This is a genomic window from Levilactobacillus zymae, from assembly GCF_032190635.1.
In the GTDB taxonomy this organism is placed as follows: Bacteria; Bacillota; Bacilli; order Lactobacillales; family Lactobacillaceae; genus Levilactobacillus; species Levilactobacillus zymae_A.
This window is the reverse complement of the sequence record NZ_JAVLAS010000001.1, coordinates 2,135,454-2,161,582: the sequence shown is the minus strand read 5'-3', so window position 1 is coordinate 2,161,582 and position 26,129 is coordinate 2,135,454. Positions and strand designations below refer to the sequence as shown.

Genomic DNA, 26,129 nt, shown 5'->3' with positions numbered 1-26,129 from the left:
CATGTGTACCAGTATTTTACAGATTGCTAAGGATGGCAGTCACATTCTCGCCCGTACCATGGATTGGCACGTGATGCGCAGCATGCCCCTCTTTGTTCCCCGGGGTTATCGGTGGCAAAGCTTGTTCGATAACCAGCCCTACGTCACCAAGTACGCGTTGATTGGGGGCAGTGGGCCCCACGATCACGAGATCGACGTGTCCGACGGGGTTAACGAACGGGGTCTCAGCATCCAAAAGTTAACCTTTGCCAACGGGTCACACCTCTGCCAACGGGTCACACCTCGTCGACACGCCGACACCGGAGCACGTGCACCTGGCCCCGTTCGAGTTCTCGTTCTATTTACTCAGTCGGTATGGGTCGATTGCCGAAATTGAGGCGCATCTCCCCGAAATTCAGCTCATGAGTGGCCGTTTAGCCGCTAACGCGATTGGCGATAGCGAACTCCACTTTGCGGTAGTTGACCGTACGGGCCGGGCTGTGGTGATTGAGCCAACGCACTTTCCGATGCGCATTCGGGAAAACCCGTTGGGGGTCGTCACCAATAGCAAAGATTTTGAGCAGCAATTGGCCCGGCTAGGGCAGTACGTTAACTATACGGATGAATTTATCGCGGGTACGGTTCCGGTTAATACGCCCCGGGTAACGACTGGACGTTTTTCGGGTAAGCCCGTTCCCAGTGGATCGTACACTCCTGGGGGGCGGTTCGTGCGCGCCGCCTATTATAAGGAACGCGCCGATCTGCCGGCCGATGAACCGGCTGGCGTCATCAGTGCTTGGCACCTGCTAGATAGCGTCACGGTGCCCCAGAGCCACCATTACCGGCCGACTTACTCGGTTTATCGCGCGGCGACCTGTAGCGAATCGTTGACTTACTATTTCCAACCTTACAATCGATTAGACGTGGTTCGGCTACGGTTAACCCGGGAAATGTTGTCTTGGACGACGCCGAAATTTTACCCAGTAAAAAATGAATTCACTGTTACGGATTTGAACTAAGTACCCAGCCCCCGCCAAACGTCAATCGGTCGTTTGGCGGGGGCTGGTTTAATTTACAGTAGGAGCCCCAGGCCGTTAATGACCACGAGGGTGACCAAGACTCCCCGGTGTAAACGGGGATGCAGCATGAGAATGGCTAGAAATTCACGCGCCCAAGCAATGGGCAGGTAGGTCCAGCGGGTAGGTGCTGGTAAACCGGGAAAGCGAATTCCTAGGTGATGGGCGAGAATTTGCGCCCGAAAGAGGTGGTAGCTACTGGTGACCAGGACCACCCGGCCGCCCTGGTGGGGTAATTTAATCCACAGTCGTTGGCTGTTGAACAGGTTAGTGAGTGTATTGGTGGCCGCCGTTTCTTGAATAATTCGCTCGGCGGGAAACCCATGATCTTGCAAGTAAGCGGCCATGGCCGCGGCCTCGGTTACCGTTTCGTCAGGGCCTTGTCCGCCCGTCACTAATAACGTGACTGGGGACTTTTGTCGCTGAGCGAAGGCCAGGGCGGTGTCTAACCGTGAGGCCAAGACTTGTCCGACTTGATGCCCGTTAATCAATCCAGCCCCCAGGATGACCAGGGTATCGGCGTGGCGAACGCCGTGGAGGCTGGCCCGCCAAAAGCCTACTAAGCTCGCCGCGTAGAGGAACCCCAGATAGAGACTGAAGACGGGGATGAAGGTCAGCCAGGGCCATAGGGTATCACTAAAATGACTCGTGAAGACGGCCCAACCCCAACCGCAGCCCAACACTAGCCACAGACCAATGGCCAGGCGTAACCCCCAGGTGAGCCGTTCCTGTTTGCGCAAGATGCGCTGGGGACGACTTAGAATTAATCCGAGGGTCACTAGACCGCTGATGACGATGACCGCCACGATGGCCCACCCAATTAGAGCGAGACCGTGAGCCCATTGGTGGTGGGAGAAGCTAGCGATGAGGATAATTAAGCCGCCACTCAAACTGGTAATGACGGCGCTGAACAACCCGTGAGGTTGCCAGAAGGTCATTAGCGCAGTGAAACACAGTAGGAAAAAGATGAGACTAAGTAACATCTGGGTGTCCTCCTTTCAGAAAAAGATTAAGTTTTGTTGTGGCCTGTGGCGAAGTCGTTTCTTTGGCTGGTTCAGGTGGTTATAATAGACTCAATTATAACCGAAATTGGGGGGACGCGGGTGCCAAAACGACGTCGAAGGAGTCGCCAACACAATAGCCATCCCGCCTTGGCAACCTGGATCTTTGTGATGGTCCTGTTGGTCGTCGGTGGGGGCTTGTTGGTGCGAAGTAATCTGAAAACAGAAATTGAATCGGGCTTTGTCACCCGAACCACGAGTAGTTCGTCGTCGAATGAAACCGCGGCGCAACGACAATTTATCAAGAGAATGGCTGCGCCGGCGGTCCGAGTCTATCAGCAGAATGGTCAGGTCCTGCCCAGTATCGTGATTGCCCAGGCCATCTTGGAGTCCAGCTGGGGAACCTCACAACTCTTCCTGCAAGCTAACAACCCGTTTGGGGTCAAAGGCGCCTATCAAGGGAGTAGCAAGGATTTTTGGACCACGGAGTATGTCAATAATAAGCGCGTGAAGGTTAAGGCGGCTTTTCGGAACTATCCTAACCTGACGGATGCAATTTTAGACCACGATGCGTTGCTAAAACAAAGCTATTTTAAAGGAACGGTGACAGATTATCAAACGGCCGCTAAGCTGTTGCAGGCTAACGGGTACGCTACGGATCCGAATTACGCGAAGAAGCTGACCAACGTGATTGCCACGTATGATCTAAACCAGTATGATACTTAAGTCAAGACCACCCGTAAAACGGGTGGCTTGCTCACGGGCTATAAGCCCGGTATGTACTGCCAGCGTCTCAAGGCGCTGGCTTTTTGTCAAAAGCCAAATTGCATCAATCACTGTGGCGGGCCGCTTTAAGCGGCGTGCGGAATGCTGGACCTCTAACCCTTAAAAGGGTCGGTATATTCCTTGGTCGTTAATTTATCAAGCGCCATGTCATGCTTCTCTTGATCTTGAATATATTTCTTGATGGTCGCTTCGTTCATGCCTACTGTTGTGACATAATACCCTTCTGACCAGAAGTGCCGATTGCCGAATTTATACTTTAGATTGGCGTGTCGATCAAACATCATTAAGGCACTCTTCCCCTTCAAATATCCCATGAAGGACGAGACACTTAGCTTTGGTGGGATACTGACCAACAGGTGAACGTGGTCCGGCATCATATGTCCTTCAATAATCGTGACACCTTTATATTTACACAGAAGTTTGATGTATTCTTGTAAATCACGTCGATATTGATTGTAGATAATCTTCCGTCTATACTTGGGGGTAAATACGATATGATATTTACACAACCATTTCGTATGTGCTAGGCTGTTGAGTTTATTGGCCATAGTTTATAATCTCCTTTCAAATTACAATGTTGGCTTCAGACACCTCTATTGTAATTCGATGGGGGATTATTTTGTATAACCAATTGTTATCCACCCGCAAAGCAGGTGGGTTTTTGTTTCGCGCGCTTTAGCGTGCTCAACCGGGCCTAAAGGCAACTACCTAAAAAGTGTGCGACCTCACCGCTAGAGCTAGCGATGAGACCGCACACTTTTTGAAATTAGTTTTCGTTGTAATTTTCGGCTAATTGATACAGTGTGTTAGCTAACGAGTTGATTGATTTAGTTGGACTTTGGTTGGCGAAGAGGATCACACCGTACTTATTACCTTCGGTACCGTACAACACGGTATCGTAGCCCGCGCCGGTCAGTGAGCCACGAATGCGCTTCATCCCACCGCTGTAATGGTACATTCCGCCATCGTAAGTGTACTTATTGTTGTTGGCCAAGTCGTAGTATTGACTTCTCGTCAGCACCTTACCGTTGCGTAACCCCCGTTGGAAGGTGGCGTAATCTTCTGGGGTAGAGTAGTAATTGCCGGCCCCCAGTAAGGATGACATCAGATCTTGTGAGACGTTGGCACTCTGGTAGTCCTGGCCATTCGCATAGCGATAGCCACTGGCAGCAAGCTGCGACGTTGGCAGTTGGTCCCACGCATAGGTGTTTTGCAGTCCTAACGGCTTGATGATGCGGCTTTGGACCAGGTCTTCATAGCTCTGACCGGTCACCTTCGACGCGATGGCGGCGAGTAAGGCGTAGTTCGCGTTGGTGTAGTCAAAGCTGGATTTACCGGTCGAGTTAAGCTGTTGTAACGTATAGTTAATTTGCGCCGCTTGTGTGGTTAAGAGTGACCCCGGGGTACTTTCAGCCATAGAAATTCCAGAGCGGTGATCCAAGAGTTGCCGAATCGTGATGTCTTGACTGTACTTCATGCTAGGGTAAAACTTGCTCAGCTTGTCGGTCATCGATAGCTTATTGCTACTGGTGAGTTGTTCAATGATGGCCCCCGTCATCACCTTTTGGAGTGAGGCAATGGGGTAGAGGGTGTTGGCGGTGTTGGGTGACTGGCTCGTCGCATCGGCATACCCCACGCTGACGTGACTGGCGTTGGAGGAGTAGTTGTTAAATAAAATGGCGTGCCCCTTGAAGTGCGCGTTGGTCAACAAGGCCTGCGCGTTACTACTCCGACTAAACTTCTGTAATGCCCGCTGGTCCACCCAGCCAATGGTCTTGCCGTACCAAGAAAACTTGACGAACTTCACGCCGTTGGATAGCGTGGCCGTTTGGCTGACCCGCACGAAGCGGTGTTGCCAATTCTTCCCGCTAGCATCCCGAGTGGTGGCCGACCGCCGCGTCTTATAGGGACCGTAGTAGTAGATCCCGTCGTTACGTTTGGGTTGACCCACGAACCGGGCGTTATAGTCCGTGTTCTGGGTGTTCGTAATTGTCAAATAGCTACTGGCGTGAGCCGCGCCCACGGGTAGCAAACCGCCCGCAAAAATTGCGGAAGCGGCGATTAACATGAGTTTTTTCACAATAACCATCCATTCCCCTTTGATTGGTAGTATACGTTTATGGTAACGCGCTTTGGTTGCGAATCAATAACAAGATGATGGCTTTTCGGTAACATTTTCAACGTTTTAAGTTGTGAATGACTCAAGTTAATTAACCAACGATCCCGAGGACCTTCAAAAAGTTTGGCGGGTTAGTCGCCAGTAGGCGATGCAATATGGTAAAATAGCCCCAACAAAAAAGGAGCTGAGGCATGCGGTGTTACATTTTCTAAGTCAGTTATACGGGCCGTTTTTTGACCCGCATAATTGGGCAACTGTGATTACAACGGGAAACGATTGGCTAATCATTTTTTCGTTAGTGCTGATCGAGTGTCTGCTGTCCGTCGATAACGCGGTGGTTTTAGCCGCCCAAACGCAGTCGTTACCGACGCAGGAATTACGCGAGAAATCGCTGTTTTACGGGATTTGGGGAGCCTATATTTTTCGGTTCATCATTATTGGGTTGGGGACCTATTTGATTCACTTCTGGGAGATTAAGGTTTTAGGATCACTGTACCTGGCCTACCTGGTCTTTCGCTTCTTTACCCGGACCCGCGTGAAGCACACGCGTAAATTGGTCACAGAAAAAAAACACCGGGTGTTCTCCCTGTTCTGGTCCGTTGTGATTCAGATTGAATTAATGGATATCGTTTTCTCGGTGGATTCGGTGCTGGCGTCGCTGGCGATTTCTAGCAACCCAGTGATCGTGTTGATCGGGGGAATGATTGGCATCTTGGCCATGCGAGGGGTGGCCGAGATCATCATGAAATTAATGCAGCGGATTCCCGAACTGGAACCGATGGCTTACATCCTCATTGGCATCATCGCGTTGAAGTTGTTTCTGTCGATTCCGGCAATTGATATCGAGATTCCGGCCGCGTTATTCGGTCTGATTGTGGTGGGGGCCATTATCGTGACCCTCTTGATTCACGCAATCCGGCAACGGCGAGCTGCTCGGAAAACTTCCGAATCTAAGAATGACTAATCTCAGGGTGCGCCGTGTTCGTCACGGCGCACCTTTTGTGATGGGACTAAATAGTGGTGTTCGGTGACGACCTAGGGGCTAGCGTCACTGACCCGCTAACGGACGTTTCGTGGTACGATAGGGCTAATCACAACCAAGGGGGTTAGTGAAATGCAAATTGGATTTATCGGTACCGGCGTTATGGGTACCGGCATCATTCAGAATCTGTTGAAGGCGGGGCACCAAGTCGTCGTTTATAACCGGACTAAGGCCCACGCCAAGACCGTACTCGCGGCGGGGGCTACTTGGGCGGACTCACCCCAGGCCGTGGCGGCCCAATCGACGGTGATCATCACCATGGTCGGGTTCCCTCAAGACGTTCAGGATGTTTATTCCCGGACGGACGGGATCTTTGCTGGTGCTAAGCCGGGAAGCACGATTATCGATATGACCACGAGTACCCCGGCACTAGCTGTAACGTTAACTAAGACGGCTCACCAGTTGAAGTTAAAGGCTCTAGACGCCCCAGTTTCCGGCGGCGACGTGGGGACGAAAAATGCTACCTTGACCGTGATGGTGGGCGGTGACCAGGAAGCCTATCAGGCCATGCAGCCGATTTTTGAGCAGATTGGTCAACGAGTTAATTACTTTGGAGCAGCTGGAAAGGGCCAACACGCTAAGATGGCTAACCAGATCATGATTGCGGGGACCATGACCGGTCTGACCGAAATGTTGGTCTACGCCAAGGCGGCCGGTCTGGACCTGCCGCAGGTTTTGGCCACGTTAAGCAGTGGCGGGGCCGATAATTGGAGCATGGATAACTACGTGCCCCGCATCTTAAAGGGCGACTATACGCCTGGCTTCTTTGCCAAGCACTTCTTAAAGGACTTACGGATTGCCTTACGGGAAGCCGACCGGATGCACCTGGATTTACCGGCGACCCAACAGGCCAAGCAGCTTTATGAGACCATGGTCGATGACTGCGGCCTAGGTGATGACGGGACGCAGGGCTTGATTAAGATTTACGAGGACAAGTAACGGGTAACTTAACTAGTCTGGCTTAAAAGACTAATTTGAAATATTCAGTGCTTCCAGCTCACACGAGTTATAACAATAATTAAACTGGGTTCTTTTCAGCAAGGGTAATGGATGATCAGTTAAATCGGTGATTGAGTTTTAAGACAGGCCCTAGCTAAATAAAGGGACACCCCGAGTTTCGTGGGGTGTCCCTTTATTTGATGTTCAATGAGATGATGCGGCATTCCTATTCGATTTCCGCAAAGAAACTATAGAGCTTCTCGGTGGTCAGTGCGGCCTTTTCGGCACCGGCGACATCGAAGGTGACCCGGCCGTGGTGGAGCACAATCAGCCGGTTGCCGTAGGTGAGGGCATCTTCGAGGTGGTGGGTGATCATCAGACAAGTCAGGTTCTGGTCTTGCACCCGCTCGTTGGTCAGGTGCATCAGGTCCTGACTAGTTTGCGGGTCCAACGCGGCGGTGTGTTCGTCTAGTAACAACAGTTCCGGCCGCTTTAAGGTCGCCATCAAAAAACTCAGGGCCTGGCGTTGGCCGCCGGAAAGGTTCCCCGTGGCGGTGGTTAGGCGTTGATCCAGACCGTTGTGCATGGTAGCCGTGATTTCCTTAAAGTGAGCCAGTTGTTTGTTGAGCCGTCGGGGCATGAGCCCGCGGCGTTGTCCGCGCCGTTCGGCCAGCAAGAGGTTCTCGGCCACGGTCATCCGTGGCGCGGTCCCTAACTTGGGATCCTGAAAGACCCGGCTGAGAAAACGGGTCCGTTTTTCCACGGAATCGTGGGCGATGTCGCGGCCGTTCAGCAGGATCTGACCGCTATCGATCGTCAGGTCGCCCCCGATAGCGTTGAATAGGGTGGATTTCCCAGCCCCGTTCGAGCCCAACACCGTGATGAAGTCGCCGGCGTTGATGGTCAGGTTGAGGTGGTCTAAGATTTTGATTTCTTCGGGCGTGTGACGGTTGACCTTGAGCACCACGTCCTTGAGTTGTAGTAATGGTTTAGTCATTAGTATCTAACCCCCGTTTCAAGATGTGCTTGAAGTTGAAGGCCTGCTTGAAGACCGGTAACATCATGCACAGTGCTAGGACGATGGCGGATAAGAGGTTCAAGTCGTTGGCGTTGAACCCGAGCTTCAGCACGATTAGCAGCACGAATCGGTAGAGGATACTCCCCAGGGTCACGGCGACTAACCGTTGATTGAGAGTCAGGTCCCCAAACGCGACTTCCCCGATGATGATGGAGGCCAGGGCGATGACGATGATCCCAATCCCCATGTTGACGTCGGCGTAGCCGTTGTTTTGGGCGACCAGGGCACCGCCGAAGGCAATCAGCCCGTTGGAAACCATCAGACCCATGATCTTCATGTTATCGGTGTTGATGCCCAAAGAACGGGCCATGGTCTGGTTATCCCCGGTCGCGATGAATCCTTGACCCAGCTGGGTTTGAAGAAAGTAGATTACGATGCCCGTGACCACGACCATCACCAGGGTCCCCAGAAAGACGCTGTCGAAGTATTGCGGCAGGCCTTCCAGAAAGTGGTTCTTAAAGAGCGTGGCTTTGCCCAGCAGGGACACGTTGGCCCGGCCCATGATCCGCAGGTTGACGGAGTAGCAGGCGGTCATGACTAAGATCCCGGCTAACAGGATGGGGATGTGGCCCTTGGTGTAGAGCAACCCGGTGATTAGGCCGGCCAGGCTCCCCACGATAAAGGCTAACAACGTTGCGACGATTGGCGACATGCCGTTACTGATGGCGGCGACACAGGTGGCCGCGCCTAACGGGAAAGTGCCTTCGACCGTCATGTCGGCAAAATCGAGAATTCTAAAGGTAAGGAACAAGCCCACCCCGAGGACGGCCCACAGCAGGCCTTGTCCGATTGCGGATACCATTAAACTCATTTAAAGACCTCCCCGTGTTGTTGGGCTTCCTTGACGACGTCACTGGGGAGCGTGATCCCCAGTTTCTTAGCGGCGGTTAAATTAATGGTCATTTCCCCGCGGCGTTCGAAGTGAATTGGCGTGGTGGCCGGGTTCTTGCCCCGCAGGATGGCGGCGGTCATCTTCCCGGTTTCGACGCCCAGCTTGTACTGGTTAATACTGAGTGTGGCGAGCCCCCCGGCCTTGACCATGGTGTCGACGGCAGGGAACACGGGCACCTTCTTGGCGTTAGCCGTGGCGACCAACGTTTGCATGGCACTGGCCACGGTGTTGTCGGTCGGCACGTAGACCGCGTCGACTTGGGAGACCATCTGCTGGGCGACCTGGTTCAGGTCGTTGGTGTTGGCGATGGAGTAGGCCTTCAGTTTGACGTTAGCCTGCTTACAAATGGCCGCGAATTGGTGGTACTGGGCCGTGGCCGAATCGTCGGACGAGGTGTAGATGATGCCCAGCGTCTTCATATTGGGCATGATCTTTTGAATCAATTTCAATTGGGCCTTTAAGGGCGCCTGATCGGAGACCCCGGTGACGTTGGTGCCCGGCCGGGTGTTACTCTTGACCAGGTCGGCACCCTTGGGGTCGGTGATGGCCCCTAAAACCACCGGCGTGGTGCTCGAGGCGTTAGCTAACGCCTGGGCGGCCGGCGTGGCGATCCCAATCATGACGTTTGCGTGTTCGTTGACGAACCGCGCGCTCATGGTCTTTAGGTTGCTTTGATCGTTTTGCGCGTTTTGAAAATCAATCTTGATGTTCTTGTTGACGTGGTAGCCTTCCTCGGCTAACCCGTGAATGATGCCCTTGTGAATGGCATCGAGTGCCGGGTGGGAGAGGAGCTGTAAGATCCCCACGGTCGGCGTGCCCGTCTTTTGGGCGTTTTGCTGGTGGTTTTCCTTAACGAAGGCAAATCCCAGAAAAATCAATATAATGGCAATTAATCCGTATAACCGTTTCATCTTTCTCAACCTCGTTTCGTGAAAGTTGGCTTTTTCCGACTAAAAAAGGGCACCCAGCCGCAGCGGGTACCCCAAAAACTAGTGGGCCGCTGGCGGATAAACTCATCCGTGCAGACCCTTTCCATCAGAAAGTTAGCCGGCGCAGATGCGAAGAGCACTCTGTGAGCTCAAGTCGCATCTACAGTGATGACGACCTGATTACCGGCTTTGCCAACGTCCATTTAAGTTCTGAGTAGACATTTGCATCTAACTTTCCTTCTTTCCGTATTCTGAATAAGTTTAGTGTACGGCATTGTTTTAGAGACGTCAACCATCTTTTGGTTGTTCGCGAAATTTCAAACCACTTCGCAGTGGCCGGACGATAAACAACTGGTGCTAAGCGGTGGGCATGGTATACTAAAGCATACTTAACTTTTTAGATGGCCCCCTAGGTAGTGCTGAATGGGGGGCGTAGAAACGAGGAGGTGCCGTCGTGAAACTAGCAATTATGACGGATACGTCAGCAGGGATTACCCCCCAGGAAGCTGAAAGTCGCGGAATCACGCTACTCTCGGCGCCAATCATGTTTGGTAACCGACAATATCACGAATATCAAGACCTGAGTCCGGCCGACTATTATCGGTTATTGCGCTTAAGTAAGCCACGAAAAATGGTTCCCACCGCACCTCAGATTTCGATGCAAACGCTCCACACCGCCTGTGACCAATTAGCCCAGCAGCAAGTGACGGACGTTATCGTGATTGGCCCGACTAGTGGACTATCGGGCTTCATGACGACGTTGGGCGCTTACGTGGAGAACATCGAGAGCGTCAAGGTTTGGCCCTGGGATTCTCGCACGATTCTGACGGGGATGGGCGATCAGGTGCGCTTAGCAGCGGCACTGGCTGAACAAAACGAGCCGGTGGCGACCATTTTGGACCGGCTAGCCATCTTACGGCAAACCAGTCACACCGGGTTTGTGGTGGACTCCATGAAGCCGTTATTACATACGGGAGAAATTAACCCGGGGCACGGTCCGGGTAACGCACCGTTACTGGCGGGCAAACCGCTACTGGTCTTCGAAAATTCGGGAAAGATCCGGTTGGCGGGGAGTACTTTACGCCTGAAGAGTGCACTGGGAGATCTATTGGATCTCATGGCGTCCAACCTGATGCAAAGTGACACGCTTAAGGCCACGATTCTCAATGCCGATCAACCGGAGGTCACCGAACAGTGGCTGATGACGGCGCATGATCGGTTCCCCCAGGTGGCCTTTGACGCGGCCCTGATTGGGCCCAGCTTTGGCGTTCACGTGGGGGACGGGGCCATGGGCTTGACCTGGGCCCGTGATTACCGAGAGTTAGTGACACGCTAGACTAGATGTTTCTAAAAAACGCACCGGCCCTGGACGAGTCGGTGCGTTTAATTGTGCTTTTAAAGTAGGGATAATGCGTTATTCATAAAGTGTAGCGCGATATTGTAACGGACGTCGCGGAAGTGCAGGTAGGTGAAGCCGAGCACCCAACCTAACGCCGAGTACATCAGCAGGGTCCAGGACAAGCCCCCCACGTGCATGTAACCGAAGATTAGACCGGAAACCAGGACGCCGAGAATATTCAGCCAGCGGTTGTTCTTGCGGAAAAAGTAATTTAAAAAAATGCCCCGAAAAATCAACTCCTCAATCACAGGGGCGAAGAAGACCGAGTAGGCCAGGTTCCAGAAGGGGAGCTGTTGAACTTGCTGGTTAATGGTGGTTTGGTTAGCGGGACTGCTTAACACGTGAGCGCCAATCAGAACACTCCAGAGGATCTGAACCCCATACATGAGTAAGAAGAGGGCGATGAGCTGCCCGAACCGTTGAAAGGTTAGCGGCGTGCGCCCAAAGTGCCGGGGATTATCGTAATCGAGCTGCTTTTGGTAACGCCAGCTGATAAAGGCGAGGAGTCCCGCCGAGTAGATGAGCATGATGCCAATCATCCGGGTGGCCGCGGCAGGTTGGGTGCTGGCTAAGCCAGTGGCCGTGGTTAGGATCAGTGAGTCCGCTAAATAAATGATCACAAACCCGACCCAGTACCCACACCGGCCGAGCCAATCAAAGAGGGCCATGATGCCCCGAGGTGCCTTGTGCATGTGACGATTTCCCCCTTATGCGTTACAGCTAGTTATCGTATTTGCCAATTTCAATTAAGTTTTCGTCCGGATCGCGTACGTAGACCGACGTCATCGGCCCCTGGGCGCCCATCTTGGGCAATGGGCCGTCAATGATTTCCACCGCGTAGTTGGTCAGATGAGAGAGGATGTTGGCTAAGGGATCGGTCGCGATGATGGCGAAGTCGGCCGCACCAACCGTGGGGTGCTTGGCCACCGGTAAGTGGGGGTCACTAGCAACCTGGAAGTTAATTTTTTGTTTGCCCAGTTTAACGCCGCGACGACCATCGTCAAATTCCACGATGGGGAGATCGAAAACCTCGTGGTACCAGCGCACGGAACGCTCGATGTCGCTAACGGTCAGGGTAATGTGGTCAATGTCACGAATGTTCATAGAAAGTGTCAGTCCTTTAGTGAAGCAAATTTTCATCATTATAGCATAGTTCCCTAGTGACCCCCTAGGGAGGTGTTGTTGACGCTGGGGCGGGTTTCGTGTTAAGTTATGACGTATTAATGAAGAAAAACGGCCTTGACGTTGTCGGGGCTTTTTTGTGCGAACGCATAAGAGCAGAAGGGAAGGATTTCACCGTGCCACTATTAGAAGTTGATAACCTGAGCATGAGTTTCGCGGACAAGCAATTGTACGCCGATGCCAGCTTTCAACTGAACAAGGGTGAACATATGGGCGTCGTGGGTCAAAACGGGGTCGGTAAGTCCACATTAATCAAGATTATTACGGGCCAGGAGCTCCCCGTGACGGGGTCCGTCAAATGGCAAAACAAGGCGCGGGTCGGTTACTTGGACCAGTACGCGGACATTCCGGAGGGGATGACGCTGATTGAGTTTTTGCATACGGCTTACGCGGACTTATATGAAATAAACGACCGGATGACCGCGCTGTACACGGAATACGCCGAAAAAATGGACGATAAATTACTCGAACGGGCGGGTCGCCTGCAAGAGCAACTCGACGCGCGGAACTTCTACGACGTCGAAACCGAAATCGAACGGGTCATCTCCGGGTTAGGCTTAGACGACATTGGCCGCGACCACGAAGTTGCCAAAATGTCCGGGGGGCAACGATCCAAGATTATCTTGGCTAAGTTGCTGTTGGAAAACAACGACGTCATTCTGTTGGACGAACCGACCAACTACCTGGATGTCACGCATATTGCTTGGTTGGAAGACTACCTGAATAGTTTTGACGGGGCAGCGTTGATTGTGTCTCACGATTACGATTTCTTACAAAACGTCACCAACTGTATCATCAACGTGGCGTTTGGCCGGATCACCAAGTACCGGGGGAACTTCAAGCAGGCCATGTGGCAACGTGAGGAACGCGAGAAGGCCCAGCAACGTGAATTCGATAAACAACAGGTCGTGATCGAAAAGGCTGAACGCTTCATTCGCAAGAATAAGGCCGGTTCTAAGTCGACCATGGCCAAGTCGCGAGAAAAGATGTTGAACCGGATGGAACGGGTCGATCCACCGTCGACCAATATCCAGGCGCACTTCGACTTTCCGTATCAGGATACGGGGTCGCAAAACGCCCTGGTGGTCGATCAACTCTCTGTGGGATACGACCGGCCACTGTTAAAGCCGGTGACCTTCTCGGTAACCACCAATCAGAAGGTGGGCTTGACCGGGTTCAACGGGGTCGGAAAGTCGACGTTGATTAAATCCATCCTGGGTCTGATCAAGGCCAAGGGTGGGGAAGCCCACTTTTCTCCGTCGGCTAAGATCAGCTACTTTAGTCAGGACTTAGTCTGGGATAACGACCACCAGACGCCGCTACAAATTATTCAGGCCAAGTACGAAAAGTTGCCCCAAAAGGCGATTCGGACTAAATTATCCAAGTGTGGGCTGGATTCGGCCAACGCGATGAAGCCCATCGGGGAACTCTCCGGGGGGGAACAAACCAAGGTCAAGCTGGCGATGATGGAATTTGAGCCCGCCAACTTCCTAATCATGGATGAACCGACCAACCATCTGGACGATGAAACCAAGCAGGCCCTCAAGAACGCAATTGGGGCCTTTCCGGGCAACGCCATCATCGTTAGCCATGAGGCCAGCTTCTACACCGGTTTAGTGGACAAGATCTTAAACGTTGAAAAGCTGAGTTTAAAGAACGCCACCAATTAATTAGGGGAGCGTGGGGACCGTGCGGAACTTTCGTAAATTACTGATCATCATCGGGTTATTGGCGGTGGCCGGTTGGGGACTCAATCAATTACTGCGGGTCTTCCAGATTGGTGTCAGTCAACCAGCCATCGATTGGCGCGCCCCTTCTGAGGACCAAGCTTATCCGGACCTCACCCGTTACCCGCACGCCTGGTTGGACGTTAATACCCGCCGGCAACGGGTCTACGTCAGGAATGGTCGCCGGACGCTTTACACCATGTACTGTTCGACCGGCACGGGAGCCAACGCGACGCCAACCGGCACCTTTTATATCCAGGCCGAGCGGGGGAAGTTCTTCTATAACCCAACGTCCGGTGAGGGAGCCCGTTACTGGGTTTCCTGGAAAGATCATGGGGTGTACCTCTTTCATAGCGTTCCCACGAATAAGCAGGGAGACTACATCACTAAAGAAGCCAAACAGCTTGGACGGACGGCCGCGTCTCACGGCTGCATACGCCTATCCGTAGCCGATGCACAGTGGGTCTACCGGCACGTTCCTTACGGTATGAAGGTGGTTATTCACGCTTAACTAGAGGTGTCATGTCGAACCGAGATGTTCGGGATGACACCTTTTGTCGTCGGTTAAACCGGGGTGGTCCGTCGTGAACGTTGAAAAAACGAGTTTAACGATTTGGTCAAATTAAGGTTACGATTTAATCAAATAGCTTCCTTTTTTCAAAAAAAACGGTTATGGTAGGCGTTACAGTGAAAAAATAATAAAGGGTGAAAAATTCGATGAAGCACTTTAGAAAACTACTTTTAGTGGTGCTGGTAGTCTTAGTCGCCGGCTGGGGGCTGAACCACCTTTTTCAGCGCTTATCCGCGACGTCCACACCACGAACCAGTCAATCCGCCAAAAAAACAACGACCAACTCGACCACGCAAGCCGAGGCCAAGACCATCAACTGGCGTAAACCATCCGAAAGCAAGCCGTACCCGAACCTAAAACAACATCCTAACGCCTGGTTAGACGTGAACACGACCCGGCAGCGGGTTTACATTAAGGACGGTCAGCACGTCCTCTATACCATGTATTGTTCGACCGGGACGGGGAAGAAGAATGGTACGCCGACCGGGACCTATCACATCCAAAGTGAGCGGGGAACCTTCTTTTATAATCAGAGTTCCGGTGAGGGGGCCCGGTATTGGGTTTCCTGGAAGGACCACGGAATCTACCTCTTCCACAGTGTTCCGACCGACCAAGACGGTCACTACATTAAAAAGGAAGCCGAGGAACTGGGGAAGTCGGCCGCTTCGCACGGCTGTGTGCGGTTATCCGTGGCCGATGCCAAATGGGTCTACGAGACCGTTCCTTATGGCATGAAAGTGGTTATTCACAGTTAAGCATCCAGACAAGTTAAGAACATTCAACCGGTAAGTTCGCCGCCATGGTCATGGGGCGGACTTACCGATTTTTTAATTGGTTTTTTTAAGCAACTAACCTGATTTTGGCGTACACTAGGTTGTAAGCGGTTTAAATTAACGTAAAAGGGGCTTTTAGGATGGTTAAAAAGATTAGCACCGCCATTTTACAGCAGGGTGCACATAAAGATATTTTTCAACGGGTGACCGATGGAGACTGGTATCAGTACGTCCATGAACCGAAAATGCAGGCCATTGTGCAGCAAAGTGCCCAGACGGTCCAGCGAATTAACGACGTGGCCAAGACCGATATCGCGCAGGCCAATCGCCTCATTCGCGAATTTTTGCCTAATCTGGGGCAAGACGTTGAGTTATACTGTCCCATTATCAGCATTGAGCATCCCCAACAACTAACGATTGGCGACGGAAGCTTTATTAACGCCCGCTTACAGGTCATTAGTGCGGGCAAGGTCACCATCGGCAAACGCTGTTTTATTGGGCCGAACTGCCAGCTCTTCACGCCCAACCATCCCACGGACGATTGGCAACTTAGAGCCCAGGGATGGGAATACGACTCCCCCATCACCATCGGGGATGACTGTTGGTTCGGCGGGTCGGTCATCGTTTTGCCCGGTGTAACGATTGGTCATCACGTGGTCGTCGGTGCGGGCGCCGTAGTGACCCACGATTTACCGGATAACGTGATTGCGGCCGGCAATCCGGCGCGGGTCATCCGCCCGGTGCGACAGCCCAAGTAATCCAAAACCAGCAAAAAACGCTTAGCGGCCAGGAAGGTCACTAAGCGTTTTTCGACGCTCAACTTAATCGTTGAAGTTATCGTTTTCCACGTCACGAATGAACGTTGCCAAATGGTCGTAGTAGACCGGCGCGTTATCGATCATGTGGTGGTGGCCACCTTCAGGCGTCGTGGCCCACCGGGCGTGGGGAATGGTTTCGGCCATCCGCTTACCCGTGGCCAGTGGCATGGTTTCGTGTTCCCCGAAGGTCACTAACGTGGGCACTTGGTCGTTTTTGAGTTGGTCGCGAACGTCCCATTCCTTAAGTTTCCCGGTGATGACGAATTCGTTATCGCCTTGGAAGGCACCGTAAACGTCGGTTGCCGTGGTGTCGATCAGGTGGGAGATGGCGGCCGGTTGCTTCCGGTCGACGTAGCCCTTGTTCAAGATGTCGACTAGGCCTTGGTACTTGGCATCGTCGTAGTTTCCGTTGGCTTCAACCTGCTTCATGTAGGCTAATTGGTCGGCCGTCATGATTTTCTCACGAATCTTGTTGACGTTGACCACGTATTCGTCGATGTTATCGACCATCGAGGAGATGATAGCTCCCTTGAGGTGTTGGCCGTACTTTAAGGAGTACATTTGAACCAGTGCGCCACCCCAGGATTGACCGATCAGGTAGAAGTGGTCGATGCCCAATTTTTGCCGGACTTCTTCGACTTCATCCAAGAAGTAGTCGTAGGTCAGTAACTTTTGGTTTTCGTGTTGACTATAGTCGGGTTGGTCGGAGTACCAGGAACCCAGTTGGTCGTACATGTGGACTTGAACGTTCAGGCCTTGCTTGGCGAGTTGCTGAGCAGTGTCTTCCCAGTATTCGTGGTTACCACCGGGGCCCCCGTGTAAGGCCAGCAAGTGAATGTCGCCGGTTCCTTGGGTGTTGGTCCAGAGGTGGTAGCCGTTGTCGAGCGTGATGATAGTGGTTCCTTGTTTCATAATCAAATTCCCCCGATACTTAAAGTTTTAATGATGTCTAGTTTATCATGCTTTTAATTAAAGGCCCAATTTTCTAATCCGCTAACGTGGGAACGGTCAAGGTGGCCGTATCGAGCTGGATGGAATATTGCAGGTCCTGATTACCACGCACCGTCATGCCAAAGTCGGTGGCGTAGATGACCAGCCCCAGCTGATGGCCGGCCAATAGCCGATGGTGAGTGGGTTGTAACGTGACGCTCAGGTCGTAGAAGACGTTGGGTTTCAACTCGTCGACCTGATAGGTGTTGGTCCGGTTTTGCAAATTACGATGCCCCTTGGTGATCAGGTGCCAGGGGGTGATTGGTCCCAGCTGGAATTCCCGCAGACTGTCTTCACGCCAGTGGTAACCCAAGTCTAGGGCCTGACGTAAGGGTGTTGGGTTGGCCTTAAGACGTTTGGCGTCACCGTAATCGACCAGTTGGAAACTCAGCATCCCCACGGGCTGGTTAACGGCCACGCGCAGGTTAATGCTGGGCTTGCCATCGAGCACCAGGTCGTGCTCTAGGCCGGCCGATTTGAAAATCAACCGGTGGTTGGCCATGGCGTTGTGTTTATCGCCCAGCAGGTCGGCCTGCCAGTCATCGATGTGGTGGGTGTAGTGTTCAAATTGTTTAACGGGCAATTGGTCGCTAAAGCTGATGGCGCCGGTCCCCGGAGTGGCTACGGGCGCGTCAATCAGTTCACCCTCGCGCAGGGTAAAGCGGCGTTGCGGGTTAGTCGGGGCGTCCCAATCATCGAAGGCTTGCCAACGTTCCGGTTGCGTGTTGTCTTGAATAATCACGTTAGGTAGGAGCGTCTCGGCCTGATTATCCACCCCCAACAGTTCGTGGGTTAACCAGAGATTGACGATGTCGGTGTAGTCGATGGACCGAAAGGCGTTGATGTAGATGTGTTGGCCCTGATGGAGAATCAGCTTCTTGGTGACGGGGAGGTCTCTGACCGCGTTCCACAGATTATTCACGTTGCGGGGCTTAACGTTCCAGTCGTTGAGGCCGTGGACCAACAGGAGGTCGGCCTTGATGTCTTGGGCGTGTTTCAAGTAGTTGCGGGCGTCCCAGAAGCGATTGTAGTTGCCGGTAGTCCGGTCTTGATCGTGGGTAATCTGGGCTAACGCAGCCTGCCACTTGCCCTGAAGTCGGTGGTAAGCGCCGGCCTGTTGTTGGCGACTGAAGACCTCTTCGGCCAAGACGTCGGCGTCCTCACCCGGGAAACCACCCGGGGCAATCACCAGGCCACCGTCGCGGTAGTAGTCGTACCAACTGGAAATGGCGGCTTCACTGATGACGGTCTTTAAGCCCTGAACCCCGGTAGTGGCGGCGGCCGTCGACAGGGTCCCCAGGTAGGAGCGCCCGGTCATGGCGATAGCGTGGTTGGACCACCACGCGGTAATGGCCGTCGTGGCCGCACGGGTCGTGAAGGCCGTGCGGTTGCCGGCGAGCCACTCAATCACGGCGGTGGTCGAAATGGTTTCGTCAGGGTCCCCGGTGGTCCGTAACCCGTCGGAGTCCTTGGTCCCGATTCCGGCGGCGTAGGCCACGGCAAACCCGCGGGCTAAGAAGTAATCGTTAAGCGTGTAAGATTGCTCGCGCGCAAAGTGTTCCTCGGCGTCACGGGTCGTTGCCGTTACGGGCCGCGGAGCGGGAACCGTGGAGGGCGTCTCCGGTGCGGTCACGTCGGCTAACGTCCGATGCACGGGCTGCTTAGGGGTCAACGGCACGTTGACGTTATGGGTCAGCGCCTCGCCCTCGGCGTCGTTGGTGCCTTGGTTGTAGGGACTCGACGTGAAGAGCACGGGGACCTTCAGCCCATCGGCAGTTTCGGCCGGACGTAAGATCTCGACCTTTAGCAAGTCGCGTTGCCCATCGTGATCGGTGTCTTGAGAACTTTCCACGTAGACCACGTCGCGTAGTAGCTCGCTGGTATCGAAGACCGCTTGGGCCTTACCGTTAAAGAGGAGCGGTTTGGTGACGCTGGCGTCGTGGTAGAACGGCACGAAATAACCGTGGGTGGTCAGTTGGTCCAGGAAGGTTTGCCCGGTTTTGGTGTGGGTGGCTAGCAGCAGGTACCAGGCCTGTTTGAGTTCGGCCAGCGTGAAGTCGGCCCCGGCATGGGAACTGACGGGTAATTGGATCTTAGTCATGGCGGCTAACGGATCGGCTAAGTCGAAATCCCGACTGACCGCAAAGTTCAACCGTTGGAGCGCTAAGTTGTAAAAAACCGTGACCGGCACGTTATCGTGAGCGGCTAGAAAGGCCGCTGCATCGGTGTCGGACGTTGCTAACAAGTTAGCTAGCTGGGCGTCGACACTACTCGTGGTCGGAAATTCGGGCCAACTCTTGGCATAAAAGGCCCTGAGGAGGGCGCTAGGTGTCGTGAGGGCTTCCGTGGTGTCGTCTAAGAAACGAATTTGGTGCAATTCGGCTAACGCCTGTGCGGGCGTGGTGGGACGAATTGCAAATTGATGATTACGCATAAAATCGCCTACCTTAACCTAAAAGTGTTTGTGTAACTAGGGCCTGTCTTAAAAGACTAATTTTGAGTATTCAGCGCCTCCGGGCCAGTCAGAAACGGGCTGGAACGGGGTGGGCACGGCTTCAAGCCCATAGCCCAGGTCTTGAAGACCGACCTTTGTCTAGGCCGGCAAAGGACACCGGCCAACACAAATTTCACCCCTGAGCCCATTTCTGACTGGCCCTCCAGCTCACACGAGTTATAACAATAAATAAACTGGATTCTTTTCAGTAGAGGGTAATGGATGATCATTTAAATCGGTGATTGAGTTTTAAGACAGACCCTAGTTTATATCAAAAATGATTGTTCCATTCATTAGAGTGGTGAGTTGAGTTAGTGAGTAGCCGATCACCGCCGAACGTTTGGATTGACTAGCAATGATTAACCCCAAGAGGTGATCTCACGCGCCCCAGTTTAAGGCTAGTCCTGGTCGTTTAGCCGACTGTGCCGTAAGCCGTAGGTCAGATAAATCACTAGGCCCAAAGCAAACCAGATAGAGGAAGCAATCCAGGTTTCAGCGGGCAACTGCAGCATCATGTAGAAGCACAGGAGCCCCGAAATGATGGGTAGTACCGGGTAGAAGGGCACCTTAAAGCCCGTATTGTGCGGCATTTCTGGCAAGTGGCGCAGACGGATGATCCCGAAGGAAACGAACAAAAATACCACCAGCGTCCCGATGTTGACCAGGTTGGTTAGTTGGTCTAGTGGCACGAAGCCGCCTAGCAAGGCGATGACCACCGTGACTACAATCAGGCTGTGCTTGGGTGTTCCCGTTTGCGTGTCAATCTTACCCAGAAACTTGGGCAATAAACCGTCCCGCCCGACCGAGTAGATTAACCGCGACGAGCTGTAGATCATGGTGACCATCATGGTAAACATTCCGGCCAGAGCTCCTAGTGAGATGATCCCGGACGTCCAGTTCTGGTGAACCAGGGTCAGTGCGAAAGCGACGGGGTCGGCCACGTTTAACTTGGTGTAGGTCACCATCCCGGTCAACACGATGGCGACTAGCATATAAAGCACGGTGGCAACGACCAGTGTGCCGATGATCCCGATAGGCATGTTGCGGCGAGGATTCTTAACCTCGGCTGCCGAAGAGGAGACCACGTCAAACCCTAAGTAGGCGAAGAAGACGGTTGCGGCGCCACGGCGAATCCCGGCGGCGCCAAACGGGGCGAAGGGGTGCCAATTAGCGGGCCGAACGTAGAACGCCCCGACCACAACGAATAAAATAATGATGGCAATTTTGACGATCACGATGGCGTTATTGATCCGCATGGATTCGCGCATCCCCCGGTTCAGAAGCCAGCTAATCAGGACCACAACCAGAATGGCGACCAGGTTGCCGTAGGTGCCGTGCGCCGGGTCGAAGGGCCCGGCGATCGCTGTCGGGATGGTGAGGTGAAAGCCGGCCACGAACGATTTGAAATAGGCCCCGAAGGCGTTGGCGACGGCGGCCACGGCCAAGACGTATTCGAGAATCAACGCCCAGCCCAGGACCCAACCGATGATTTCGCCGAAGACCAGGTTGCCGTAGGAGTAGGCCGAACCGGCGACGGGCAGGACGGAAGCGAATTCCGCGTAACACATGGCGGCGGTGGAACAGACGACGGCGGCCAGTAGGAAGGACAAGACAATCCCGGGACCACTGTACTGTGCGGCAATGGTCCCCGGTAGAATGAAGATCCCGGTTCCGATGACCGCACCAATCCCTAAGGACATGAGATCCTTAGCGGACATGGTTTTTGCAAAATGTTGGTCGCTGCTGAGGTAACTGTCGAGTTTCTCGCGGCGAAAGAGACGTGAAATAGCCATAAGAGGCCCCCTTGATGTAGTTGATATCTTGGCCTAGTGTACCCTAGAATTAAATTAAAAGTCAATGAGAGTTCAACCGATTAACGGCGAATTTTGGGCTTTTGTCGGGTCTCATTTTTGAAAAGCGAGCGTGAAGACTATTCGGGTCCTACTGATTCCGTTATAATAAGAGGTTGCCAGCAACGGAACATTTGCGCCCCGGTCTCTCGGGAGGAGAGTTTTGCCGGCCCGAGACGGGTGATTAGCATTAGACTAGCTAAATATGAGAGTGGGACAGAAGGTGATGATCTGGTTTGCAAGGCTAAGCGGAGCCAACTGTTTTTTGGCGCACGTTTCGATACCAGATATTCGGGGACGGAAAAGAGCCCGAAACTTTTATCCCAGACTTGGAAGATATTTAAGGAGGCAATTTGACTGATGATTACCGAAAATGCCAGTGGAGCGGTCGTTTATCAATTAAAAGACGGCCAGCCCCAATATTTATTGTTAAAGAGTGCGACCAGTGACTTCTGGGGATTTCCTAAGGGCCACGTGGAAGGACACGAAACGGACCTAGAAACGGCGCACCGTGAGATTCAAGAAGAAACCCAACTGGATGTGACGGTGGATCCCGAGTTTCAAGTGGTTTTAGATTACGATATGCAAAACGGGCATCATAAGCACGTGGTGTTGTATACCGCCAAGGTGGCTAACGACGTCACGATTACCCGCCAAAAGGTCGAAATCAGTGACTTTGGTTGGTTCCCCTATCAGGAGGCCCGAGCGACGTTGAGTTACGCCAACCTGCAGGAGGCACTCGACAAGGCGCACGCGTACCTGACGGCGGGTGCCCTATGACGCCCAAAGTCTTAGTCATCACTGGGGCCACGGGAACGGGCAAGACCACGGTCCAACATTATTTGGCTCAGAATTATCCGGTCACCCGCATTGTGACCCACACGACCCGGCCACCCCGTGCCGGTGAGGTGAATGGTCGCGACTACTACTTTGAAACGGCTGACTCGTTTGCCCAGAACCATTACCTGGAATCCGTGGTTTATGCGGGTTACCGGTACGGGTCGTCACGCGAGGGCATTGCCGATGGGTTTAAACGCGCACCGTTTCCGGCCATTGTGCTGGACACCAAGGGAGCCATTACCTACGCTCAAACTCTGGGCGATCAAGCGGTCATCATCTTTTTGACGGTTAGCAATGCCGATCAGCTGCAGGGACGGTTGTCGGCTCGGGGGGACAACGCCACCATGCTGAAGCAGCGATTAGCCAGTCCGGAGTATCGCCGGGACTTGACGATGCCGTTAGCTTTGCGGGGACGCGCCATTGAGCTGAACAACGATCATTGGCAACAAACTCAATTAAAGCTCGATGATTTGATGGCGCGTTTGACCGACGAATAGGCGCGGTCCGCCGCGAGTTGCGTTTCTTAGGAAGTATGCTAAACTAACAGGGAATTCGGACTGATTATAAGGAGGTCGTCCATCATGACAGAATCATTGAGTACCGCTGTGGCGATTTTAAAGAAGAATAAGTTAAAGCTCACCAAACAACGGCACGCCCTTTTGTCGTTTTTGTTGACCAATCAGGGGCACTATACGGACGTTGTGACCGTCGACGCTTATATGCGGACCGAATTTCCGGGAATGAGTCACAACACGGTTTACCGGAACCTGAAAGAATTTGAAGAGGTCGGCCTGGTGGAACAGAATACGGAACAGAGCGCGCACGGGTGAAGTACCAGTGTGATTTTCACCACCAGCATCACCACCACTTCATCTGTCAGAACTGTGGCAAGGTGACGGAGCTTCAGATGTGCCCACTAGACTTTTTCACCGATCAGTTGCCGGGATGCGACGTAACGGGTCACAGCTTTGAACTGTACGGCCTGTGTGCCGACTGTAAGGCGGCGGGGATTACGGAAGCGGCCTTAGTTAAAAATTAAAAGAATTTTGAGAAAGTTTTCACCTAGCCGTGAGATAATGGAGTCAATGAGCTAGGGATAAGGAGGAATCAGACATGGCGTACCGCACACCACCGTTTATCACGCCATTCGCAATTCTATCGATGGCGTTGGCACTCGGGGCCACCAACGTGGTGACCAACACCGTGACAAAGACTAACGAAGGTGCTAGTCGCGTCTCGACGACCAGTTCGTCGCTATCGGGACAGTTCTCGGATAGTTCCGATAAGAAGAAATCTAGTGACGATAGCAGCAAGAAGGATAAGAGTTCGGATTCTTCCGATAGTAGCAGTAAGGATAAGGACTCTTCATCGGATAGTTCTTCGACGGATACGCAGAGTTCGTCGGCGGATAACACGTCGGAATCCAGTACGACGGGGACGACCACGACTGGCGGAACGACAACCTCCAAGAAGAAGTCATCCAGTTCGACCACGACGACCGGCAATACCGATAACACGACGGATGACGATACCACAACTAACGACACGACGTCCGATACCACGGGGACGACCGGTACCACGACCAATAATGCCACGACGACTCAGGGAACCACCGATGATGGTGGAACCACGGATGGTGGCAATTAAGCCAGAAAGGGGGACCGAAGATGTTAAGCTTTCTTGATATGGTGAACCATTATTTGGGGTACATTAACGTCAGCGTCAAGCTCAAGAACCGGATCTATACGGTGTTGGGCTTGCTGGGAGACTTTTACCTCTTCTACATTGCGGTTCGCTACCTGCAAAACGGCCACCCGTTCTGGGGCCTGTTAATTTTGGGCGTGGCGATCGTCTTGTTATACTTTGCTTTTTTAAATATCGTTTATTATTTCACCAAGAAAAAGGCGCCCTTCGACATCTCACCCAAGATTGAAAAGTTACTGGGAACTAAGCCGAAGGAGGCCGAAACGGAACAACCGCGACGGCACAGTCTCGGACGTAACATTCCGGCAAACGGTTATTTTGACCAGAAAAAGATCTTACCCGGAAAATTACGCGCCACGCCAGTCCAACAACAAAATATTCAGAACTTGGCGACCCAACTTCAACAGAACCGACTCCTGCAGTTGGACTATTCTGGGTTGGGTGATCGCGAAATTATGGAGCAGGTCCAAAAGGATGGTAAACCAGTCTACGCAACTGGGCCGGGGATTTTGATCCCGTACTTCGAGATGCAAAACGAAGACGGCCGGTTAGTCGTTTACGCGGGGTTAAACCAGGCCGATAAGCAGGCGGTGGGAACGGTCAGCACGGTGGGGTTGCAAAACGTGAATGACGTGCGCGACCAATTTAAGCTGTACCTAGCCAACGCGACGCTGGTCGGTGGACCGTTTAAGGTTGTGGGGCGGACCACGTTGATCGAACAAGACAACGACTTTGCGGTTGCCGTTCAATTGGCGTACAAGCACCAGGATGAAGGGGCCCCCGCAGCGACCTCACAACCGATGGGGACGACGCGCCGGCAACGGTACGACCAACAGGCAACGTCGACGGCGACGTCTGCCACGGATGATGAACCCATGACGCGGCGATCACGCTACCACCATTAAACGTTAAATTGAATTGATCTTTAGAAAGTCATGGCGTGGGCCATGACTTTTTTTGTTAGGTCATTATTCGGTGAAAAGTGTTGATAGGTAACCCTTTTTGGGGGATAACGACTTATGAAAGGTCGGATCGAACGAGGCAATGTTTTTGACCGGCCTATTCTTTTGGTTTAAACTTTATTTTAGACCCTGCAAATGTTCAAAAATTTGAGGAGCAGTAGGTACCACAATAACCTTAGTGGTGGGGCTACGGACCAACCGTCCGGAGCCCCAACCTATTCTAGTGGAGGGAAAAATATGTCAATGATTGAATTCCACAACGTGGAGAAGTATTACGGCGACTTTCACGCGTTGCATAATATCAACTTAACCATCGAGGCCGGTGAGACCGTCGTGTTAATCGGACCATCTGGTTCCGGTAAGTCGACGCTGATTCGTTCGGTGAACGGGTTGGAACGGATTCGGGAAGGGAAGCTGATCGTTAACGGGCAGGACTTGGCCAACCCGAAGACCGATATCAACCGGATTCGCAAGAACGTGGGGATGGTGTTCCAACACTTTAACCTCTACGCCAACAAGACGATTCTGGAAAATATCATGTTGGCACCGCGGATCGTGTTGCACCGCGACGAGGCCGAAAACAAGAAGGTTGCGATGGAAATGCTCGATCGGGTGGGGTTAGCCGACCAGGCGCCTAAAATGCCGGCCCAATTGTCCGGGGGGCAACAACAACGAATCGCCATTGCGCGGTCGTTAGCCATGAAGCCTAAGTGCCTGTTGTTCGACGAACCGACCAGTGCCTTGGACCCCGAAATGGTCGACGATGTCTTGAACATCATGAAGACCATCGCTCAAGATTCCAGTATGACGTCGCTAGTCGTGACCCACGAAATGGGCTTCGCGCGCGAAGTGGCCAACCGGGTTATTTTCATGGCCGATGGGCGGATTCTCGAAGATGATTCTAAGGATAAGTTCTTTAACGGCGAACCGACCAACGAACGGGCTCGTCAGTTCTTAAGCAAGATTTTGCACTAATCA

At 52.9% G+C, this 26,129-nt stretch carries 24 protein-coding genes and 2 pseudogenes; 15 read left to right on the top strand and 11 right to left on the bottom strand.

The window, feature by feature from the left end:
* Position 1 precedes the first annotated feature (1 nt).
* A pseudogene (locus tag RI501_RS10300) lies at positions 2–998 on the top strand (linear amide C-N hydrolase).
* Between the two features lie 53 nt (positions 999–1,051).
* Here RI501_RS10300 and RI501_RS10295 read toward each other — a convergent pair.
* Positions 1,052–2,038 (bottom strand): YdcF family protein, encoded by a 987-nt coding sequence (locus RI501_RS10295; protein WP_313822305.1) that lies wholly within the window; start codon positions 2,036–2,038, stop codon positions 1,052–1,054.
* A 120-nt stretch (positions 2,039–2,158) separates the two neighbouring features.
* On the opposite strand from RI501_RS10295, the gene RI501_RS10290 reads away from it, so the two are divergent.
* Positions 2,159–2,782, top strand: a complete 624-nt coding sequence (locus RI501_RS10290; protein WP_313822303.1) for a glycoside hydrolase family 73 protein — start codon at positions 2,159–2,161, stop codon at positions 2,780–2,782.
* Between the two features lie 152 nt (positions 2,783–2,934).
* On the opposite strand, the gene tnpA is transcribed toward RI501_RS10290, so the two are convergent.
* A complete protein-coding gene (tnpA, locus tag RI501_RS10285) occupies positions 2,935–3,390 on the bottom strand; it encodes an IS200/IS605 family transposase (RefSeq protein ID WP_313822301.1) in 456 nt (151 codons plus the stop codon).
* A gap of 218 nt (positions 3,391–3,608) precedes the next feature.
* Entirely contained in the window at positions 3,609–4,931 is a 1,323-nt protein-coding gene (locus RI501_RS10280; RefSeq protein ID WP_396442523.1) for a serine hydrolase, read from the bottom strand.
* A gap of 226 nt (positions 4,932–5,157) precedes the next feature.
* Between RI501_RS10280 and RI501_RS10275 the strand changes: the two genes are divergently transcribed.
* Positions 5,158–5,925 (top strand): TerC family protein, encoded by a 768-nt coding sequence (locus tag RI501_RS10275; protein ID WP_313822297.1) that lies wholly within the window; start codon positions 5,158–5,160, stop codon positions 5,923–5,925.
* 150 nt (positions 5,926–6,075) lie between these two features.
* Positions 6,076–6,942: an NAD(P)-dependent oxidoreductase gene (locus tag RI501_RS10270; RefSeq protein ID WP_396442522.1), complete on the top strand. Its 867-nt coding sequence runs from the start codon at positions 6,076–6,078 to the stop codon at positions 6,940–6,942.
* 226 nt (positions 6,943–7,168) lie between these two features.
* On the opposite strand, the gene RI501_RS10265 is transcribed toward RI501_RS10270, so the two are convergent.
* The 3 genes from RI501_RS10265 to trpX are packed head-to-tail and all read right to left on the bottom strand — an operon-like array spanning position 7,169 to position 9,823.
* Complete coding sequence (locus RI501_RS10265; protein WP_313822295.1) at positions 7,169–7,939, bottom strand: ABC transporter ATP-binding protein; 771 nt, start codon at positions 7,937–7,939, stop codon at positions 7,169–7,171.
* Positions 7,932–8,831, bottom strand: coding sequence for an ABC transporter permease (locus RI501_RS10260; RefSeq protein ID WP_057732799.1), 900 nt, complete (start codon positions 8,829–8,831; stop codon positions 7,932–7,934). Before RI501_RS10260 ends, RI501_RS10265 begins: the two co-directional genes overlap by 8 nt.
* A complete protein-coding gene (trpX, locus tag RI501_RS10255; RefSeq protein WP_313822292.1) occupies positions 8,828–9,823 on the bottom strand; it encodes a tryptophan ABC transporter substrate-binding protein in 996 nt (331 codons plus the stop codon). The genes RI501_RS10260 and trpX overlap by 4 nt, the downstream gene beginning before the upstream one ends.
* 472 nt (positions 9,824–10,295) lie before the next feature.
* Between trpX and RI501_RS10250 the strand changes: the two genes are divergently transcribed.
* Complete coding sequence (locus RI501_RS10250) at positions 10,296–11,177, top strand: DegV family protein (RefSeq protein WP_313822290.1); 882 nt, start codon at positions 10,296–10,298, stop codon at positions 11,175–11,177.
* 59 nt (positions 11,178–11,236) lie between these two features.
* On the opposite strand, the gene RI501_RS10245 is transcribed toward RI501_RS10250, so the two are convergent.
* Both RI501_RS10245 and RI501_RS10240 read right to left on the bottom strand, forming a co-directional pair.
* Positions 11,237–11,932, bottom strand: coding sequence for a CPBP family intramembrane glutamic endopeptidase (locus RI501_RS10245; RefSeq protein WP_313822288.1), 696 nt, complete (start codon positions 11,930–11,932; stop codon positions 11,237–11,239).
* Between the two features lie 28 nt (positions 11,933–11,960).
* Positions 11,961–12,344 (bottom strand): VOC family protein, encoded by a 384-nt coding sequence (locus RI501_RS10240; RefSeq protein ID WP_313822286.1) that lies wholly within the window; start codon positions 12,342–12,344, stop codon positions 11,961–11,963.
* Positions 12,345–12,538: 194 nt separating this feature from the next.
* On the opposite strand from RI501_RS10240, the gene RI501_RS10235 reads away from it, so the two are divergent.
* The 4 genes from RI501_RS10235 to RI501_RS10220 all read left to right on the top strand — a co-directional run bounded on the left by RI501_RS10235 (position 12,539) and on the right by RI501_RS10220 (position 16,251).
* Positions 12,539–14,092 (top strand): ABC-F family ATP-binding cassette domain-containing protein, encoded by a 1,554-nt coding sequence (locus RI501_RS10235; protein ID WP_313822284.1) that lies wholly within the window; start codon positions 12,539–12,541, stop codon positions 14,090–14,092.
* A 19-nt stretch (positions 14,093–14,111) separates the two neighbouring features.
* On the top strand, positions 14,112–14,660 hold the full coding sequence (locus RI501_RS10230) for a L,D-transpeptidase (RefSeq protein WP_313822282.1): 549 nt from the start codon (positions 14,112–14,114) through the stop codon (positions 14,658–14,660).
* A 206-nt stretch (positions 14,661–14,866) separates the two neighbouring features.
* Positions 14,867–15,475 (top strand): L,D-transpeptidase, encoded by a 609-nt coding sequence (locus RI501_RS10225; RefSeq protein WP_313822280.1) that lies wholly within the window; start codon positions 14,867–14,869, stop codon positions 15,473–15,475.
* A gap of 158 nt (positions 15,476–15,633) precedes the next feature.
* The gene (locus RI501_RS10220; RefSeq protein WP_313822278.1) at positions 15,634–16,251 is read left to right on the top strand and encodes a DapH/DapD/GlmU-related protein; all 618 of its coding nucleotides are present in this window, start codon (positions 15,634–15,636) and stop codon (positions 16,249–16,251) included.
* A gap of 63 nt (positions 16,252–16,314) precedes the next feature.
* On the opposite strand, the gene RI501_RS10215 is transcribed toward RI501_RS10220, so the two are convergent.
* From RI501_RS10215 to RI501_RS10205, 3 genes are all read right to left on the bottom strand, one after another.
* Positions 16,315–17,223, bottom strand: a complete 909-nt coding sequence (locus tag RI501_RS10215) for a proline-specific peptidase family protein (RefSeq protein ID WP_313822276.1) — start codon at positions 17,221–17,223, stop codon at positions 16,315–16,317.
* 73 nt (positions 17,224–17,296) lie between these two features.
* Positions 17,297–19,735, bottom strand: a complete 2,439-nt coding sequence (locus RI501_RS10210) for a Xaa-Pro dipeptidyl-peptidase (RefSeq protein WP_313822274.1) — start codon at positions 19,733–19,735, stop codon at positions 17,297–17,299.
* Positions 19,736–20,193: 458 nt separating this feature from the next.
* The gene (locus RI501_RS10205; RefSeq protein WP_313822272.1) at positions 20,194–21,588 is read right to left on the bottom strand and encodes an APC family permease; all 1,395 of its coding nucleotides are present in this window, start codon (positions 21,586–21,588) and stop codon (positions 20,194–20,196) included.
* Positions 21,589–22,005: 417 nt separating this feature from the next.
* Between RI501_RS10205 and RI501_RS10200 the strand changes: the two genes are divergently transcribed.
* The 6 genes and pseudogenes from RI501_RS10200 (at position 22,006) to RI501_RS10175 (ending at position 26,126) form a co-directional block, all read left to right on the top strand.
* The gene (locus tag RI501_RS10200) at positions 22,006–22,425 is read left to right on the top strand and encodes a bis(5'-nucleosyl)-tetraphosphatase (RefSeq protein WP_313822270.1); all 420 of its coding nucleotides are present in this window, start codon (positions 22,006–22,008) and stop codon (positions 22,423–22,425) included.
* Positions 22,422–22,982 (top strand): guanylate kinase, encoded by a 561-nt coding sequence (locus RI501_RS10195; RefSeq protein ID WP_313822267.1) that lies wholly within the window; start codon positions 22,422–22,424, stop codon positions 22,980–22,982. The genes RI501_RS10200 and RI501_RS10195 overlap by 4 nt, the downstream gene beginning before the upstream one ends.
* A gap of 84 nt (positions 22,983–23,066) precedes the next feature.
* Positions 23,067–23,524 (top strand): annotated as a pseudogene (locus RI501_RS10190) (Fur family transcriptional regulator).
* Positions 23,525–23,598: 74 nt separating this feature from the next.
* A complete protein-coding gene (locus tag RI501_RS10185) occupies positions 23,599–24,132 on the top strand; it encodes a hypothetical protein (protein ID WP_313822265.1) in 534 nt (177 codons plus the stop codon).
* A 20-nt stretch (positions 24,133–24,152) separates the two neighbouring features.
* Positions 24,153–25,094, top strand: a complete 942-nt coding sequence (locus RI501_RS10180) for a DUF6681 family protein (protein ID WP_313822264.1) — start codon at positions 24,153–24,155, stop codon at positions 25,092–25,094.
* A 294-nt stretch (positions 25,095–25,388) separates the two neighbouring features.
* Complete coding sequence (locus RI501_RS10175) at positions 25,389–26,126, top strand: amino acid ABC transporter ATP-binding protein (protein WP_313822262.1); 738 nt, start codon at positions 25,389–25,391, stop codon at positions 26,124–26,126.
* The last annotated feature ends 3 nt before the right edge of the window (positions 26,127–26,129 follow it).